Here is a 17,604-nt window from a genome sequence, read left to right as displayed (position 1 = left end):
GCGGCGGGATTAATCGAAGCTTCCTGCCCAAGATGGCATAGTGCTTACGGCGAAGGAGCATGACTGGTAGCTGTTGACTTTGGAAAGCCATCTATGTCATTAATTTGCCAAGTTTCCAGCGGGTGTCGCACCTCTCTTAGGGTATTTGCTGTGGCCGTCTCTTTAAAACGTCTCCTTTCTCACTGTTCCCGGCCGCTCCGCCCGAAGCCGCTCCGCGTCCGGCCGGCATGGCAAAAGGGGCTTTCCCTCCTCGTTTTCTCGCTCCTCCTGACCGGCTACTTCGGCGCCCCCCGATCCGTCCTGGCCCAGGGCGGTTCCTCCCAGAAAAAGACCGTCTTCGTCGGGGGAGACTTCAACTACCCCCCCTACGAGTTCATCGGCAAGGATGGCAAGCCGGCCGGTTTCAACGTCGATCTGACGCGGGCCATCGCCGACGTGATGGGGCTCAACGTGAAGATCCGCCTCGGCCACTGGAGCGACATGCGCAAGGGGCTGGAAGACGGCGGGATCGATATCGTCCAGGGGATGGCCTACTCCCCCGAGCGCACCGGCGAGGTGGACTTCTCCTCGCCGCACGCGCAGCTGTACCAGTCGATCTGGGTCAGGAAGGATCAGCGGGGGATCAGGTCGGTCGAGGACCTGCACGGCAAGACCGTGATCGTGATGCGGAACTCGATCATGCACGATTTCATGAACAGGTTCGATCCCGACGCGAGCCTCGTCCTGACCGATACCCTGGCGGAAGCGCTCAAGCTCCTCAATGACGGCAAGTACGACTGCGCGCTGGTATCCAGGCTGACCGGCAAGTACCTCCAAAAGGAGCTCGGTCTCAAGCGGATAAAACCGGTGCCGCAGCCGATCATGGTGCATCCGTACGGGTTCGCCGTGAAGAAGGGGAACCTGGAGCTGCTCGGGAAGTTCAACGAGGGGCTCGCCATCCTGAAGCGGACCGGGCAGTTCAAGGAGATCCAGGCAAGGTGGCTGGGGGTGCTCGAGCCCCAGCCGGTTTCCTGGCAGCGGGTGGTCCGTTACGTGGCGCTGGTGGCGGTCCCGTTGCTCCTGGTCCTCTTGGGGACGGTGGGATGGTCGCGGACGCTGCAGAAGCGGGTGTCGGAGCGGACCAACGAGCTGGCGCGCGAGGTAGCGGAGAAACAGCGCGCGCTGGAGGAGCTCAAGCTGCAGCAGGATAAGCTGATCCAGGCGGACAAGATGGCTTCGCTGGGGATCCTGGTGGCGGGGGTCGCCCACGAGATCAACAATCCCAACGGGCTCATCCTCCTCAACGTCCCCCGGTTCGAGGAGATCTTCGAGGGGGCGCTGCCGGTCCTGGAGGAGTATTACCGGGAGAACGGCGATTTCCGGCTGGGGCGCTACCGCTATTCCCGGCTGCGCGACGAACTGCCGCATATGCTCGGGGAGACGCAGGATGCGGCCAAGCGGATCAAGAGGATCGTCACCGAACTGAAGGATTTCGCCCGCCCCGGCAACGAGGAGATGTCGCAGGTGATCGACTTCAACCAGGTGGTCCAGGCGGCCGAGCGGCTGGCCGGGAAGTCGATCGAGAAGAGCTCGCACAACATCACGGCCCGCTACGCTTCCGGGCTCCCGCCGGTCAAGGGGAACGGGCAGCGGCTGGAGCAGGTGGTGGTGAACCTCCTTCTCAACGCCTTCCAGTCGCTGGAAGGAAAGGGGAAGCGGATCGATGTCGCCACCTTGTGGGACGCGGAGCGGGGTGTGGTGCTGACGGTGCAGGACGAGGGACGGGGGATCGCGACGGACGATCTCCCCCGGCTGACCGATCCGTTCTTTACGACCAAGAGGGAAGAAGGGGGGACCGGACTCGGTCTCTCGATCTCGGCGGGGATCGTGAAGGAGCACGGCGGGACGCTCGACTTCGATTCCGAACCCGGCCGCGGGACGACGGTGACCCTGACCCTGCCGGCTGCCACGGCTTAATTTCAATTCCCTCTCCAGAGGTAACCATGAAGGAAGCAATCTACCCCGAATTCGGGGTGCTGTTGGTGGATGACGAGCCCCCCTGGCTGCGCAGCCTGAGCATGACGCTGGAGGGGCCCGGCGGCATCACCAACCTCACCCAGATCAGCGACAGCCGCGAGGTCATGCCGCGGCTCTCCCGGAAGGATATCGGCCTGGTCCTCCTGGATCTCACCATGCCGCACCTTTCCGGGGAGGAGCTCCTCTCCATGATCGCCGAAGAGCACCCCGGGATCTCGGTGGTCATCCTCTCGGGGATGAACCAGATCGAGACGGCCGTGCGCTGCATGCGGATGGGAGCCTTCGACTACCTGGTGAAGACCGACGAAGAGGACCGCATCCTCGACGCGGTGCGGCGCGCCATACGCATGCAGGAGCTCGAGCGGGAGAACAAGGAGATGCGCCGCCGCTTCCTCAACGACCGGCTGGAGTGTCCCGAGGCTTTCGCCGGAATCGTCACCGAAAACAAGGCGATGCGCTCCATCTTCCAGTACATCGAGGCGGTGGCCAAGAGCACCCAGCCGATCCTGGTCACCGGGGAGAGCGGCGTGGGGAAGGAACTGGTCGCCCGTGCGGTACACCGGTTAAGCCGCGCGGACGGGCCGCTGGTCGCGGTCAACGTGGCGGGGCTGGAGGATAACGTCTTCACCGACACCCTCTTCGGGCATCGCAAGGGGGCCTTTACCGGGGCGGACGAGACCCGCAGCGGGATGGTGGAGCAGGCGGCCGAAGGGACCCTCTTTCTGGACGAGATCGGCGACCTCTCGCTCTCCTGCCAGGTGAAACTCCTGCGCCTTCTGCAGGAGGGGGAGTACTACCCTCTGGGGAGCGACATCTCCAAGCAGATGAAGGCGAGGATCGTGGTGGCGACCCACCAGGATCTGGCCGCGAAGCGGAATGCCGGGGCCTTCAGGAAGGACCTCTTCTACCGGTTGCGCGCCCACCACGTGCACATCCCCCCCTTACGCGAGCGCAAGGACGACATCCCGCTGCTCCTCGACTACTTCCTCGAACAGGCGGCCGAGGCCTTCGGCAAGAAGGTGCCGACCTACCCGAAGGAGCTTCCGGTCCTCCTTTCCACCTACAGCTTTCCGGGGAACCTGCGGGAGCTGAGATCGATGGTCTTCGACGCCATGAGCATCCACTCCTCGTGCATGCTCTCGATGAGCTCCTTTCTCACCGCGATGGAGCTCCAGGGGGAGGGGATTGCCGCCTCCCCGGCGGGGAAGGAGCAGAACATGTTTTTAAGCTCCCCCGACCTCCCCACCTTAAGCGACGCCGTGGAGCAGCTGATCAACGAGGCGATGCGCCGCAGCGACAACAACCAGTCCCTCGCCTCCCGTTTGCTCGGCATCTCGCAGCCAGCCCTTTGCAAGCGTCTTCAGCGCCGCAATTAGACCGCCCAAGGGGGTATAACTTTCTTTATCGCGATAAGGAATGTTATACCCCGGGGCAACCTCCCGTTTAACCGGCAGTTTTCCCTCCCTCCCTCCGTCCGCTCCGGACAAAAGTTATACCCCCTTCTTGAACCCAGAACGCCGTTTATTGTTTACGAGTTAGCCACTTAGCGTCCCGTACCCCCCTTGGCATCCGCCTTGCTCTTGCACCGCGTACCTGAATCCAGCCGCAGGGGAGGGGACGTTCGATGGGCAAGAGAGAAGCAACGGTTGCTGCCGGTTCGACCGGCGACCGCCTGGTCGCCAAGATCGGCACCATCGTCAAAGCGGGGCGCAAACGGGCCAACGAGAACCTCGACTGGCTGCGCGGGCAGATGCACTCCTACTTCCTGCCGGCCATGCAGGAGGAGCCTGCCGCCGTGGCAGCGCTCGCCGCCGGTCTGCAGGGGCTGGGCGAGAACCGCCGGCTGCTCCTCGCCGACCGCGAGAAGAGGCTGATCGTCGCCTGCCTGAACCACCCCGGCTCCCTGTACGACACGCTGAAGACCCTCCCGGAGCGGGACATATCCTTCGCCTACTTCGCCCACTCCCACGCCAAGGTCCCGGGCCTGGAGAGGGAGCTGGAGATCCAGCGCTTCGACTTCGACCGCAAATCGAACCAGGAGATCAAGGCGGCCGGAGTCCCCCGGATCCCGGCGTCCCTCAAGGCTGCGGTGATGCGGGAGCTCAGGGAGAAGTATCCCGGCTCCCAAAAGAAGAACAGTGAGCGCCTGCTCGGGATCCTCTGGCTCAACAACGAGAACTACCTCCGCCTCTCCCCGGTGCGCCGCATCGCCCAGCTGGTCTGGCTCTTCGAGCAGGGGAACGCGGGCGGGGGACTCTTCCTGGACGTGGAGGAGCCGGATCGCTCGGGGGAGTCGCGGGTGCTTTTCGCGGTGGGGAACCCTCCGCAGAAGGATTTCCTCCAGCAGACCATGGAGGTCTTCAACCGCCTGGAGATCGGCGTCCGGCGCGCCTACTGCCTGACCATCACCAACGGCACCCATCCGTATTTCCTGGGGACCTTCTTCGTGAGGAGGAGGGACGGGCTGCCGCTCGATAAGGGGGACGAGCTCTTCACCGTCCTCAAGCGGGAGCTCTACGCGACCCAGATGCTGGCGACCCACTCCCCGCTGTACCGGGAGCTCGTCACCGGCGGGCTGGCCGGCGGGGAGGAAGCCGCCCTCCTCAGCGCCATGATCGGCTTCTGCCACACGAACCTCGCCCACAACCAGCCCGATCGCTTCGGGCGCGAGGACGTGCAGGGGGCTTTCCTCTCCAATCCGGAGTTCGCGCTCCGGCTGATCGAGCTCTTCCGCAGCCGCTTCGATCCCTCCCTCGACAACCGGGAGGAACTGTACGGCGAGCGGCTGGCCGAGGCGTCGGCCGCCATCGAGCACTACAACACGGGACACCGCCACCTGGACGAGATGCGCCGCGCCATCTTCAGCTGCGCGCTCCTCTTCATACGGCACACCCTGAAGACCAACTTCTTCGTCCCCGCCAAGCAGGCGCTCGCCTTCCGGCTGAGCCCGGCCTACCTGGCGGAGCTCGGGGAGGAGTTCACCGCCGACCTGCCCAGCGCGGTGCCGTTCAGGATCACCTTCTTCTTCGGGCGCCACGGCGCGGGATACCACGTCGGCTTCTCGGACATCGCCCGCGGCGGGTGGCGCACCATCGTCGCGAGAAGCCGGGACGATTACACCACCTGCGCGACCACCCTTCTGCGCGAGGTGTACGTGCTGGCCAACACCCAGCACCTGAAGAACAAGGACATCTACGAGGGGGGCTCCAAGATGGTGGTGGTGCTGGACGCCTCCGACCTGAAGAGCCCCGAGCGGGAGCTGGAGACCTGGCGGCTGTACAAGCTCCAGTACGGCTTCATCAACGCCTTCCTGGACATCTTCGTCACCAAGAACGGCCGGGCCGCCGACCCGCGGGTGATCGACTACTACGCCGAGGACGAGCCGATCGAGCTGGGGCCGGACGAGAACATGCACGACAGCATGGTGGAGGCGGTCGCCTCCCTCTCGGTGCAGCGTGGCTACCTCCTCGGGATCGGCATCATGTCCAGCAAGAAGGTGGGCATCAACCACAAGGAGTACGGGGTCACCTCCACCGGCGTCGTCAAGTTCGCCGAGATAACCATGGGGGAGATCGGCATCGACTTGAGGCGCGATCCCTTCTCGGTGAAGTTCACCGGCGGTCCTAACGGCGACGTGGCGGGCAACGCCATGCGGATCATGCTCGATAGCTGCCCGAAGGCGCAGATGCGGCTGATCCTGGACGGGACCGCGGCACTCTACGACCCGCTCGGGGCCGACCCCCGGGAGCTGCGCGGGCTGCTCATGAAAGAGGACCTCGACCGCTTCGACCCGGCGGCGCTGCATAACGGCGGCTTCATCCTCTACCGCAGCCAGCGGCGCACGGAAGGGCTGAGGGAGCTCTACCGGAAGCTCACCATGGGGGGTGACGGCCTCGAGGAGCAGTGGGTTTCGCTGGACGAGTTCTCGCGGGAGTACGACGAGCTGGTCTTCTCGGTGGAGGCCGACCTCTTCATCCCGGCCGGCGGGAGGCCCGAGACCATCGACCGCGACAACTGGAAACGGTTCTTCGCCGAGGACGGCAGGCCGAGCGCGCGGGTCATCGTGGAGGGGGCGAACTCTTTCATCACCCCGGAGGCACGCGAGCAGCTCCAGCGGCGCGGGGTGATCGTCATGCGGGACGCCTCCGCCAACAAGTGCGGGGTGATCTCCTCCTCCTACGAGATCATCGCCAACCTCCTTTTGACCGAGAGGGAGTTTCTCGAGGTGAAGGAGCGGTACGTGGCGGACGTGATCGAGATCCTGGAGAAGCGGGCGGCCGACGAGGCGCGCCTCATCCTCAGACGGCGGCAGGCGCCCGGATGCGGACAGCTCTACACCGAGATCTCCGACAGCATCAGCGCCGAGATCAACGGGATCTATGCGCGGCTCTTCAAGTTCTTCCAGTCCAGGCCCCAGCTCTGCCTGCAGCCACCCTTCAACCGGGTGGTCATGAGCCATCTCCCCAAGCTCTTCGGCGAGAGCCCGCGCTACCAGCGGCGCCTGAAGAGCCTGCCGCCCAAGTATCTCTACGCCATCCTGGCCGCCGAGATCGCCTCCTCGCTCGTCTACCGGGGCGACCAGGACGCCGATTTCGAGGAGATGGTGCGCGGCCACATAGTCAGGAATTTCTGAGAAGCGACAGCTTTATCCGTTACACAGATTCACAAAGAAAAGGAGCAGCAGATGATCCAGTTTCAAGGCGTCCACAAGTGGTTCAAAAAGCTTCACGTATTAAACGGCATCGATCTCCACGTTAAGCCGGGGGAGGTCGTGGTCGTCTGCGGCCCCTCGGGGTCCGGCAAATCGACCCTCATCAGGACGATCAACCAGCTGGAGCCGATCAACGAAGGGAGCCTGGTGGTCGACGGCATGGATCTCTGCAGCAAGAAGACCGACATCAACAGGCTCAGGGCCGAGGTCGGCTTCGTGTTCCAGCAGTTCAATCTCTACCCGCACCTCTCGGTGCTGAACAACATCACCCTCGCCCCCACCAAGATCCGGAAGACCCCGAAGAAGGAGGCCGAGGAGCAGGCGATGGCCCTGCTCGAGCGCGTCGGCCTGGCGGTGAAGCGGGACGCCTACCCGACCCAGCTCTCCGGCGGACAGCAGCAGCGGGTCGCCATCGCCCGGGCGCTGGCCATGAAGCCCAGGATCATGCTGTTCGACGAGCCGACTTCCGCCCTGGACCCGGAGATGATCGGGGAGGTGCTGGCGGTCATGCAGGATCTCGCCAAGACCGGCATGACCATGGTGGTGGTCACCCACGAGATGGGGTTCGCCCGCGAGGTCGCCGACCGCGTGGTCTTCATGGACCACGGCGTCATCCTCGAGGAGGCGAAGCCGCTGGAATTCTTCAAAAACCCGCAGCACGACCGGGCGAAGCAGTTCCTGAAGCAGCTGCTGTCGCCGATGCACTGAGGCGTCGAAACCACGAAGCCGTTTGTTTCCGGCACTACCACTAAAGGAGATGCAATGATGAAAAGATTGGCTGCTGTAGTTTTGGGACTGGTGCTGGCCTGCACGGCCGGTAAGGCGGCGTTCGCTGCCGATACCCTGGCCGACGTGAAGAAGAAAGGGGTGCTGGTCGCCGGGGTGAAGGATTCGCTCCCGCCGTTTGGCTACGTGGACGAGAAGAGCCGCGAGATCGTCGGCTACGACGTCGACATCGTCAAGGCGATCGCCAAGAAACTGGGGGTCAGGGTGGAGCTGAAGCCGGTCACCTCCGCCTCGCGCATGCCGCAGCTCATGGAAGGGAACATCGACATCATCGCGGCTACCATGACCAAGAACCCGGAGCGGGCCAAGCAGATCGGCTTCAGCCACACCTACTTCGCCACCGGCCAGAAATTCATCACCAAGAAGGGTTCGGTCAGAAGCCTGAAAGACCTGGCCGGCAAGAAGATCGGCACCGCCAAGGGCTCCACCTCCGAGCAGAACGTCAAGAAGGCCATCCCGACCGCGACCGTGCTCTCGTTCGACGATTACCCGCAGGCGTTTCTTGCCCTGCAGCAGGGTAAGGTGGCGGCGGTGACCACCGACGAGGCGATCCTGGCCGGTATCCTCGCCAAGGCCCCCAACAAGGCCAAGTTCGAAATCCCGAACGTCCAGATCTCCGACGAGCCGTACGGCCTCGGCATGCGCAAAGACGACGTCAAGTTCATCGCCTTCGTCAACAAGACCCTGCTGGAAATGGAGAAGAGCGGCGAAGCAAGGAGGATCTTCGAGAAGTGGTTCGGTCCTTCCACCGCGTTCCACCTGAAGCGTAACTTCAAGTTCAAGGCTGACTAGCGTAACGCCGCCGGAGCGTTTGCCGCCCGAAGATCCCCGTGGAGATGGGGGCGGCGGCGCTCCGGCCACCTGATGGAGAGTTTCTCGTGCTACATTACAACTTTGATTGGTCGGTGGTCACCTCCGGCAAATATTTCGAATGGCTCGTTTCGGGGCTGAAGGTCACCCTGGAGCTTTCCGCGATCGGCATCGTCGGCGCCTTCCTGCTCGGACTGGTCATCGCCGTGCTGAAGATGAGCCATTACCGGCCCCTGCGCTGGATGGCCTCCGCCTACCTGGAGTTTTTCCGCAACACCCCGCTGCTGGTCCAGATCTTCTTCTGGTACTTCGGCTCCTACAAGATCCTGCCGATGGCGGTCAACGACTGGCTGAACAACACCAACTTCGAATTCGCCGCCGCGGTCATCGCACTGATCATCTACACCTCGGCCTTCATCGCCGAAGACATCCGCTCGGGTATCCTCTCCATCCCCAAAGAGCAGATGGAGGCGGCCCGCAGCGCCGGGTTCTCCTACCTGCGCTCGATGCAGTACATCATCCTGCCCCAGGCGGTGCGCATCACCGTCCCGCCGCTGGTCAACCAGTTCCTGAACCTCGCCAAGAACTCGTCGCTGGCCATGACCATCGGCGTCATGGAGGTCACCTACCAGGCACGCCAGGTGGAAAGCTACACCTTCAAGGGATTCGAGGCGTTTACCGCGGCGACCGTGGTCTACCTGGGACTTTCAGTGACCATCACCACGCTCATGGACCTGTACAACAAAAAGGTCCTGAACGCGCACCGGGCTTGATGACCTTAGTTCCGGCCGGACCACGGCCGGCGTAACTGGAGAACTCGTATGGATTTCAGCGTTATTGTCGACAATATCACCTACTTCATGATCGGCCGCTATCCCAACGGTCCGCTGGGCGGCCTGGGGCTCACCCTCTATCTCGCGGTAGTCTCCTGCATACTCTCCTTTTTCGGGGGACTGATCCTGGGGCTTTTGAGCCTTTCCCGTTTCGCGGTCATCCGCTACCCGGTGAACCTCGTCATCAACACGGTGCGGGGGCTGCCGCTTTTGATGGTCATCTTCTGGATGTACTTCCTGCTCCCCGCCCTGATGGGGAAAACCGTCCCGGAGAGCCAGACCGTCATCATGGGGCTTACCATCTTCACCTCCGCCTACATGTCCCAGATCGTGCGCGCCGGTATCGAGGGGATTCCCAAGGGGCAGGTCGAGGCGGCCATCTCGACCGGGCTCAAGGGGTGGCAGGCGATGCTGTACATCGTGCTCCCGCAGGGGATGCGGAACATGATCCCCTCCTTCGTGAACCAGTTCGTCTCGCTGATCAAGGACACCTCGCTCGCCTTCATCGTCGGGGTCTCCGAGCTGACCCACGTAGCGACCCAGGTGAACAACAGGACCATGTCCTATCCCACCGAGATCTTCATCTTCATCGCGGCGGTCTACTTCGTCCTCTGCTTCAGCTTCACCTCCTTCTCCCGCTGGCTGGAGAAGAGGCTCGCCTGGAGAAAGTCGATTTAGATCCCGAGGAAAGAGGGGGCGCTTCCGGTTCCTGCCAAGAGAAAGGGGGACCGCTGCTTGTACGACGAGCGGCCGGTCCCCCTTTTGTATTTCCCTTACGGCGCCAGGTGTCATGCTCCCCACCCTACCCATAGTGCGGCATGAAGAGCCACTCGTTCACTGACCGGTCCGCTTACCTAGCACTCCTTCCCTCCGCAGTTCCCGTTGCAGCCGTGGCAGTGCCCCTTCTTCTTCCAGAGGGAGCGGTAGAGGATGTACACAGACCCCGATACCAGGGCCGCGGCGATAATCACGTCGGATATTCCCATTTCAACCTCCCAGTCCCAGCAGGCTTCCGCCCTGATAGATAAGGCACGCCATGCCCCAGGCGAGCACCGTCTGGTAGGCGAAGGCCACCCCGAACCATTTCCACGAACCGAACTCCTGCCGCATGGCGAAGGCCACCACCATGCATGGCATGTACAAAAGGACGAAGACCATAAAGGCGTAGGCGGTGAGCGGGGTGAAGGTTTTGGCTACCATCCCCTTGAGAGCCGACCGCTCCTCCTTTTCCTGGGTGTCGAGACCGCTGACGCCGAAGGTGGAGACCACGTTGGTGACCGATTCCTTGCAGGCCTTGCCGAAGGAGAAGACCACTTCCTTGATCTCTTCCCTGACCGGCTTCTCCACTTTTTTCGCTTCTTCCTTCGTGGGGGCGTAGATCTCGCCCATGGTCCCGACCACGATCTCCTTGGCGATGACACCGGTGACCAGCGAGGAGGCCGCCTGCCAGGTGCCGAACCCCAAGGGGGCGAGGGCGGGAGCCATCACCTGGCCGGCCTTGCCGAGGTAGGAATCCCTCTTGTTCTCCACCCCCCACGGGAGGTTGAGGAGGAACCAGACCAGCACCGAGACGGCGAAGATGTAGGTACCGGCCTTGATCAGGAAGTGTTTCCCCTTCTCCCAGGTGTGTACGCAGAGGCTCTGGAAGGAGGGCATCCGGTACGGGGGGAGCTCCATGATGAACATCGGCGCCTCGCCCCTGAAGAGGGTCTTCTTGAAGATGAGCCCCATCAGGATGGCAAGCGAGATCCCCATCACGTAGAGCGACCAGATGACGGTCCCGGAGCTGTTGGGGAAGAAGGCCCCGGCGAAGACGACGTAGACGGGGAGGCGGGCGCCGCACGACATGAGCGGGATGAGCAGGGCGGTGAGCGCCTTGTCGCGCGGGTTCTCCAGCGTTCTCGTGGCGTAGATGCCGGGGACGTTGCAGCCGAAACCGAGGAGCATCGGGATGAAGGACTTCCCGTGGAGCCCGATGGAATGCATGGCGCGGTCCATGACGAAGGCGGCGCGGGCCATGTAGCCGCTCCCTTCGAGAAAGGTGATGAAAAACATCATCAGGAAGATGACCGGGACGAAGACCAGCACGAAGCCCACGCCGGAGATCACCCCTTCGGTGGCGAGCGAAACGGTCCAGTCGGGGGCGCCGATGGCTCCCAGCAGGATGCTGGCCCAGTGCTTGAACGGCCCCCCCGCCATGTCGTTGATCCAATCCCCGAACGGCTTGGAGAGATCGAAGGTCAGCTTGAACATCAGCCACATGGCGCCGAGGAAGATCGGGATGCCGAGGAAGCGGTCGAGCACCACCCGGTCGATCTTCTCGGTCAGCTCCTCCTTCTTCAGCTCCGGTTTGCGCAGGACCTCGCGGGTGAGCCCGGAGGCGAGGGAATAGCGGGCCTCGGCCATGAGCGACTCGACGTCGTCGCCGTGCGCGCTGTGCAGGTGGTGGAGGGTGCGATCGAGGAGTTCCTGGTCCGAGAAGCCCGACTCCTCCCACATCTGCCGGTCGCCTTCCATCAGTTTGAGCATCAGCCAGCGCACCGGGTAGCGTTCGAGAAGCTTCGGGTTTTCTTTGAAGAGCTCGTTCGCCAGGGCGGAGGCCGCGGACTCGAGGTCCCCGCCGTAGTTGAGGACCCGGGGGCGCCGGGAGTGTAGATCGCCGGCGGTGGAGAGGATCGCCGAAAGGAGGGTGTCCAGGCCGCTCTTTTTGGTGGCAGAGGTCGGGATGGCGGCCACCCCCAGCATCTCCTCCAGCGCGCCCACGTCGAGCCGGTACCCCTTGCCGGCGGCCTCGTCGCTCATGTTGAGGGCCATCACCACCGGGATGCCGAGCTCGAGGATCTGTACGGTGAGGTAGAGGTTCCGTTCCAGGTTGGTGGAATCCACCACGTTGAGGATCAGGTCGGGGCGCTCGTGTACCAGGTAGTCGCGGGCGATGATCTCCTCCTGGGTGTAGGGGGAGAGTGAGTAGGTGCCGGGGAGATCGACCAGCCGGATCCGGTTCCCCTGGTATTCGAAGGAGGCCTCCTTCTTCTCGACGGTGACGCCGGGCCAGTTGCCGACGTGCAGCCTCGCCCCGGCGATGGCGTTGATGAGGGTGGACTTGCCGGCGTTCGGGTTGCCGGCGACCGCCACGGTGATGACCCGCTTGGCACCGGATTGCGGGGTGCCTGCCTCGGCGGCGGTGTAGTCGGTCTCGGCCACTTTAAGGTTTCCCTGGCTCACCGGATCACCTCCACGCCGATCTCCTCCGCCTCGTTCTTGCGCAGCGAAAGGTGGTAGCTTTTGATCTTCACGTCGATGGGATCGCCGAGGGGTGCCACCTTCTCGACCCGGATCTCCTCCCCGACCAGCACACCCATGTCCATAAGCCTTCTCCTGAGGGGCCCCTTGGTCCCTATGGCGTTGATGCGCGCCTTGTCCCCCGGTTTCAACATTGAAAGATTGGTCACCGTCCAGCCCCCTTCACCATGATTTTCATTGCCAGGCTCCGGTCCACCGCGAGCCTCGATTCGTCCACCTTGAGCAGGATCGGTCCGCCGCAGTTGCGCAGCATCTCGACGCTTTTGCCCACTCTCAGGCCCATTTCCTCAACCCTGCAGTCGCACGCGCTTTCCCCGAAGGGGGCCTTGACGGTCCGCACCTCGACGATTTCTCCGACCTCGCCGATCTCCAAAAGTACCAACGGCATCATCTTGCTCTCTCCTCTTTTCGGTAAGCCACCTCGCAGGGAAGCGGCGATGGGTATGAAAGTCATTTTCATTCAGGCGGCGCGGAAAAGTTCCGTCTCCCCGGGAGTGGCAGCCGCTCCGGAGGCCATAAGGCAGTCGATGGGATTGCAACCCCGGTCGAGCAGCTGCGACATATGGCAGCGGCAGGCGCGGTGGGTTTCGGCGAGCCGGAGGCTCTCGGTGGGATTGCCGAAGATCTTCCACGGTCCCTGGCAGGTGAAGGGGGCCTTGCCCCAGCCCATGAAGCAGACGACGTCTTTCAGGGGATAGCCGAGAAAGACCCCGATTTCGTGGGGAAAATCGTGGCCGCCGGCGATCACGCGGGACTGCAGGTGGGAGAGGGCGCTCCGGCAGTCGAGCGGACGCGGATAGCCGGCCCGGGCAAGGAGGGCCGCGACCGGGTTGCGGTCGAGCAGGGCCTGAAGGCTTTCGGGGCGGTAGAACATGAGCAACAGGGAGTGTCCACGGTCGTCCAGCACTTTGGCGCTCAGGCCGCTCCGGCTGAGGAGTGCATCCCCGTGGTTTTTCCAGAGAAGGTAGAGGTTGCGGCCGCAGGAGCGGCGCTTGTTGGACAGGTTGAGGAGGTTGGCAGGCTTCTGTCCGGCGAGCACCTCGGCGCATTCCAGGGCGAGGAAGGAGGCGAGGCACTCGCGTTCGTCGGCAAAGCGCGGGGAGAATTCCTGCCAGCACGAGCGTGCCGGGCTCTGTCCCTGGCCGGTTGCCGATGCGTGCGAAAGAACGTCGGGTGCCGGTTTCGCCATGATGAATTCTCCTCCTGTCTCAACGGTAGGCGCGGTACTCAAAACTGCCGCGCGAGAAAAAGAAAATCACTTTCAGTCAACGGGTGTGGATGTGCAGCGGATGGTACCCGGTATGGGGATCCCGGTGAACTGAGGGCGGGATCTCCTGGCAATGGGCAGGAGAGATCGGCAGGCAGTAGCGCCGCAGTCACGGTGGCGATTTTGAAAACCGAAATCACTTATAAAGGAATGGCCAAGTTCAGTCAAGGGAAAATATTGCTGCCGTCGAAGTTTTTCCGTGAGCGAGCAGCGGAGAGTAATGATTGCCTACTGAGGGAGGGGTGGCAATCCGGCGGGGATGTGACACGGAGCCGGGCAGTGTGAAAGGATGGCTTGGATGGCTGGACAGATCATTGAGTATTCCTGCTGCCCCAATGACTGCGGGGAGCCGCTCCGTCGTCTTGGCAGGATGCCGGCTCGTCACGGCGGGAAAGCTGACTCTTTACAAAAAATAGGGGGCGACCTATAGTCGAATCTTCCGCCCGCCGGTTATTCCGGCCGTAGCGGGGGGCATTGTCTCGATAGTGAAAGGTACTTCGTGCGGCATTGGTTGGTTTCGAAAAAGTTGCTCTTCCCCCTCGTTCTGGCGCTCTCCCTGGTGGCCGGGAGCGTGTCGTGCTGGGCCGGGCAGGCCGCCGCGGCTCACCCCCCCACGGTAGTGGTCGTCGGGGGCGACAAGAACTTCCCTCCCTACGAGTTCCTCGACAAAAACGGCCAGCCGGCTGGCTTCAACGTCGAACTCACCCGTGCCATCGCCGAGGTGATGGGAATCAAGGTGGAGATCCGGCTCGGCAACTGGGACGACATGCGCCACGGCCTGGAGAACGGATCCATCGACATCCTCGAGGGGATCACCAGTTCCGAGGCCCGCAGCAAGACCGTCGATTTCTCCCCCCCGCACAACATCATCCATACCTCCATCTTCGCCCGCAGAGGCGCCCAGCCGGTATCGGGGCTGGAGGCGCTGCGCGGCAAGGAGGTGATCGTGCAAAAGGGGGGCAACATGCACGACTACCTCCTCACCCACGACATCGGGGCCAAGCTCTTCTTCGTCGATACCCACGCCGATGCGCTGAGGCTCTTATCGTCGGGAAAGCACGACTACGCGCTGGTCGGTAACCTCCCCGGCCTGTACCTCGGGCGGGAGTTGGGGCTGTCCAATATCGTCGCGGTCGGCCACCCCTTTGCCGGTGGCTACTACGGCTACGGGGTGAAGAAGGGGAACGCCGAGCTGCTGTCGACCTTCAGCCAGGGGCTCGCCATCGTGAAGAACACCGGCCGCTACCAGAAGATCTACGACAAGTGGCTGGGAGTCCTGGAGCCCCAGCAGCCTTCCCTGGGTAAGATCCTCCGGTACCTGGCCATGGTGGTGGTTCCTCTGCTGCTCGTGCTGGGCGGCACGGTGATCTGGTCGCGGACCCTCCAGCGGCGGGTGGCGCAGGCGACGGCGGAGCTCCAGCAGCACCAGCAGCAGCTTATCCAGGCCGACAAGATGGCGTCGCTCGGGATCCTGGTCTCCGGCGTCGCCCATGAGATCAACAACCCTACCGGTCTCATCCTTCTCAACATTCCGGTCCTCAAGAAGCTCTTTCAGTCGGCCCAGTCCAGCCTGGAGGAGCGCTTCGAGGAGCACGGGGATTTCATGATCGGCGGGATCCGGTATTCGCAGGTGCGCGACGAGGCACCGCGGATGTTCGACGAGATGCACGACGGCGCCCGGCGGATAAAGCGGATCGTGGATGACCTCAAGGATTTCGCGAGGAAGGACGATTCGGATCTGAACGAGTCGGTCGATCTCAACGTGGTGGTGGCGGCATCGGTCCGGCTGGTGGAGAACTCCATCAAGAAGGCGACTCGCCGGTTCGAGGTCAGCTGCGCCGATGGTCTTCCGCGCTGCCGCGGGAATGCGCAGAGGATCGAGCAGGTGGTGGTCAACCTGATCCTCAACGCCTGCCAGGCGCTCCCTTCGCCTGACAAGGGGATACGGGTGGCGACCTCGTTCGATCAGGACGCAGGGGAGGTGCTGGTTTCGGTAAGCGATGAAGGGATCGGCATTCCGGCCGAGCACGTCTCCCATCTCACCGATCCCTTCTTCACCACCAAGAGGGACCAGGGAGGAACGGGGCTCGGGCTGTCGGTGTCGGCGGGGATCGTCAAGGACCACCAGGGACGGCTGCTGTTCTCCTCGGCGGTCGGGGAGGGGACGACGGTGACGGTGGCGCTCCCTGCGGGAGCGGCGGGAGAAAAGTCTTTAGCCGGTAAAGGAGACGGAGCTTGATGATGGATGAACTGTATCCTTCCTTCGGGATTTTGATGGTGGACGACGAGGAGGCGTGGCTGAGAAGCCTCGGCATGACGCTCGGCCTGTCGGCGGGGATCAGCAACCTCGTGCGTTGCAGCGACAGCCGCGAGGTGATGGGAATCCTCGCCCGCGGCGGCATCGGGCTGGTGCTCCTCGACCTCAACATGCCCTACATCTCGGGAGACGAGCTGCTCGCCACCATCGTGCAGGAACATCCCGACATCCCGGTGATCGTCATCTCGGGGCTCAACCAGGTGGAGACCGCGGTGGAGTGCATGAAACGCGGCGGCTTCGACTTCTTCGTGAAGACGGTCGAGGAGGAGCGCCTGGTGCAGGGGGTGCAGCGCGCCATCCGCATGATCGAGCTCCAGCGGGAAAACCGCGAGATGCAGTCGCGCCTTCTCACCGACAAGCTGGAGCATCCGGAGGCCTTCGCCGACATCGTCTCGGGGGATCCGGCCATGCGCTCTATTTTCCGCTACATCGAGGCGGTCTCCAGGAGCAGCCAGCCGGTCCTGGTCACCGGGGAGAGCGGGGTAGGGAAGGAGCTGGTAGCGAGGACCATCCACCGGCTGAGCCGTGCCCAGAGGAAACTGGTCTCGGTCAACGTGGCGGGTCTGGACGATAACGTCTTCAGCGATACCCTCTTCGGCCATACGAGAGGTGCCTTCACCGGCGCCGACATCACCCGCCGCGGCATGATCGAGCAGGCGGCGGACGGGACCCTCTTCCTGGACGAGATCGGCGATCTCAGCACGCCGTCGCAGGTGAAGCTTCTCCGTCTTCTCCAGGAGGGGGAATACTTCCCGCTGGGTAGCGACCTGCCCAAGCGCATGAACGCCCGGGTGGTGGTCGCCACCCACCACGACCTCGGGGCCAAGCAGGCCCGCGGCGAGTTCAGAAAGGACCTCTACTACCGTCTCTGCGCCCACCACGTCCACATCCCGGCTCTGCGCGAGCGCCCGGGCGATATCGCACCCCTTTTGGATCACTTTCTGGAAGAGGCCGCGAACGAACTCGGCAAGAGGAAGCCGACCGTTCCGAAAGAGCTCCCGGTCCTCCTCTCCACCTATCCCTTCCCCGGCAACGTCCGCGAGCTCAGATCGATGGTCTACGACGCCATGAGCCTTCACGAAAACCGCATGCTCTCGATGGACTCCTTCAAGCGCGCCATGGACAAGCAGGGATTCAGTCCGGCCGAGCGGAGTGCCGCGCTGTCGGCGGCGGGGTCGGTTTTCCTTCCGTCGGCGCCGCTCCCCTCCGCCCGGGAGATCATGGACCTTCTCATCGCCGAGGCCATGACCCGTGCCTCCGGGAACCAGTCCATCGCTGCACGCCTGATCGGCATCTCGCAGCCAGCGCTCAGTAAGAGGCTCAAGAAGCAGAACTGATCGCATCCACATCCCCGGCCCTCTCGGTGACGTTATCGATGGGCCACCTTCAGAAAAATCCCCCCCGTCCTCCCTTCGCAACATCTCTTTTCAAGGATGCCAGGGGAACCAGGTTCCCCCCTTGTCAAAGGGGGGACAGGGGGGATTTGAAGTGCACAACCTTCCACCTCACCGCCCATCCCCGTGTTTTGCCCTCCTCTACGGAACCAGGCGCCGCTACGGAA

At 63.2% G+C, this 17,604-nt stretch carries 14 protein-coding genes; 9 read left to right on the top strand and 5 right to left on the bottom strand.

From position 1 onward, the window contains the following. The first annotated feature begins 150 nt into the window (after nt 1–150). The 7 genes from L4X63_RS03645 (at nt 151) to L4X63_RS03615 (ending at nt 9,834) form a co-directional block, all read left to right on the top strand. Complete coding sequence (locus L4X63_RS03645; protein WP_250677228.1) at nt 151–1,956, top strand: transporter substrate-binding domain-containing protein; 1,806 nt, start codon at nt 151–153, stop codon at nt 1,954–1,956. Nucleotides 1,957–1,982: 26 nt separating this feature from the next. Further along, complete coding sequence (locus L4X63_RS03640; RefSeq protein WP_250677227.1) at nt 1,983–3,392, top strand: sigma-54-dependent transcriptional regulator; 1,410 nt, start codon at nt 1,983–1,985, stop codon at nt 3,390–3,392. 248 nt (nt 3,393–3,640) lie between these two features. Then, a complete protein-coding gene (locus L4X63_RS03635) occupies nt 3,641–6,649 on the top strand; it encodes an NAD-glutamate dehydrogenase domain-containing protein (RefSeq protein ID WP_250677226.1) in 3,009 nt (1,002 codons plus the stop codon). Between the two features lie 51 nt (nt 6,650–6,700). Then, on the top strand, nt 6,701–7,435 hold the full coding sequence (locus tag L4X63_RS03630) for an amino acid ABC transporter ATP-binding protein (protein ID WP_250677225.1): 735 nt from the start codon (nt 6,701–6,703) through the stop codon (nt 7,433–7,435). A gap of 54 nt (nt 7,436–7,489) precedes the next feature. Next, nucleotides 7,490–8,305: an ABC transporter substrate-binding protein gene (locus L4X63_RS03625; protein ID WP_250677224.1), complete on the top strand. Its 816-nt coding sequence runs from the start codon at nt 7,490–7,492 to the stop codon at nt 8,303–8,305. Nucleotides 8,306–8,391: 86 nt separating this feature from the next. After that, nucleotides 8,392–9,096, top strand: coding sequence for an amino acid ABC transporter permease (locus tag L4X63_RS03620; RefSeq protein WP_250677223.1), 705 nt, complete (start codon nt 8,392–8,394; stop codon nt 9,094–9,096). Between the two features lie 48 nt (nt 9,097–9,144). After that, nucleotides 9,145–9,834, top strand: coding sequence for an amino acid ABC transporter permease (locus L4X63_RS03615; protein WP_250677222.1), 690 nt, complete (start codon nt 9,145–9,147; stop codon nt 9,832–9,834). A gap of 176 nt (nt 9,835–10,010) precedes the next feature. Here L4X63_RS03615 and L4X63_RS03610 read toward each other — a convergent pair whose 3' ends face one another. The 5 genes from L4X63_RS03610 to L4X63_RS03590 all read right to left on the bottom strand — a co-directional run bounded on the left by L4X63_RS03610 (nt 10,011) and on the right by L4X63_RS03590 (nt 13,648). Beyond that, nucleotides 10,011–10,142, bottom strand: coding sequence for a FeoB-associated Cys-rich membrane protein (locus tag L4X63_RS03610; RefSeq protein ID WP_250677221.1), 132 nt, complete (start codon nt 10,140–10,142; stop codon nt 10,011–10,013). 1 nt (nt 10,143) lies between these two features. After that, nucleotides 10,144–12,381 (bottom strand): ferrous iron transport protein B, encoded by a 2,238-nt coding sequence (gene feoB / locus L4X63_RS03605; RefSeq protein WP_502799893.1) that lies wholly within the window; start codon nt 12,379–12,381, stop codon nt 10,144–10,146. Continuing rightward, the gene (locus L4X63_RS03600) at nt 12,378–12,608 is read right to left on the bottom strand and encodes a FeoA family protein (protein ID WP_502799892.1); all 231 of its coding nucleotides are present in this window, start codon (nt 12,606–12,608) and stop codon (nt 12,378–12,380) included. The genes feoB and L4X63_RS03600 overlap by 4 nt, the downstream gene beginning before the upstream one ends. After that, nucleotides 12,605–12,850: a FeoA family protein gene (locus tag L4X63_RS03595; RefSeq protein ID WP_250677220.1), complete on the bottom strand. Its 246-nt coding sequence runs from the start codon at nt 12,848–12,850 to the stop codon at nt 12,605–12,607. The genes L4X63_RS03600 and L4X63_RS03595 overlap by 4 nt, the downstream gene beginning before the upstream one ends. 69 nt (nt 12,851–12,919) lie before the next feature. Beyond that, nucleotides 12,920–13,648 (bottom strand): DUF3793 family protein, encoded by a 729-nt coding sequence (locus tag L4X63_RS03590; protein ID WP_250677219.1) that lies wholly within the window; start codon nt 13,646–13,648, stop codon nt 12,920–12,922. A 577-nt stretch (nt 13,649–14,225) separates the two neighbouring features. Here L4X63_RS03590 and L4X63_RS03585 point away from each other — a divergent pair. Both L4X63_RS03585 and L4X63_RS03580 read left to right on the top strand, forming a co-directional pair. Further along, on the top strand, nt 14,226–15,965 hold the full coding sequence (locus L4X63_RS03585) for a transporter substrate-binding domain-containing protein (RefSeq protein ID WP_250677218.1): 1,740 nt from the start codon (nt 14,226–14,228) through the stop codon (nt 15,963–15,965). Further along, nucleotides 15,965–17,380 carry a sigma-54-dependent transcriptional regulator gene (locus L4X63_RS03580; RefSeq protein ID WP_250677217.1) on the top strand — a complete coding sequence of 472 codons (1,416 nt, stop codon included), beginning with the start codon at nt 15,965–15,967 and terminating at the stop codon, nt 17,378–17,380. The genes L4X63_RS03585 and L4X63_RS03580 overlap by 1 nt, the downstream gene beginning before the upstream one ends. Nucleotides 17,381–17,604: the final 224 nt, after the last annotated feature.

Source organism: Geomonas sp. Red32, assembly GCF_023652955.1.
Lineage (GTDB): Bacteria > Desulfobacterota > Desulfuromonadia > Geobacterales > Geobacteraceae > Geomonas.
The sequence above is the reverse complement of the archived record's forward strand: the minus strand, read 5'-3'. Positions and strand labels throughout refer to the sequence as shown.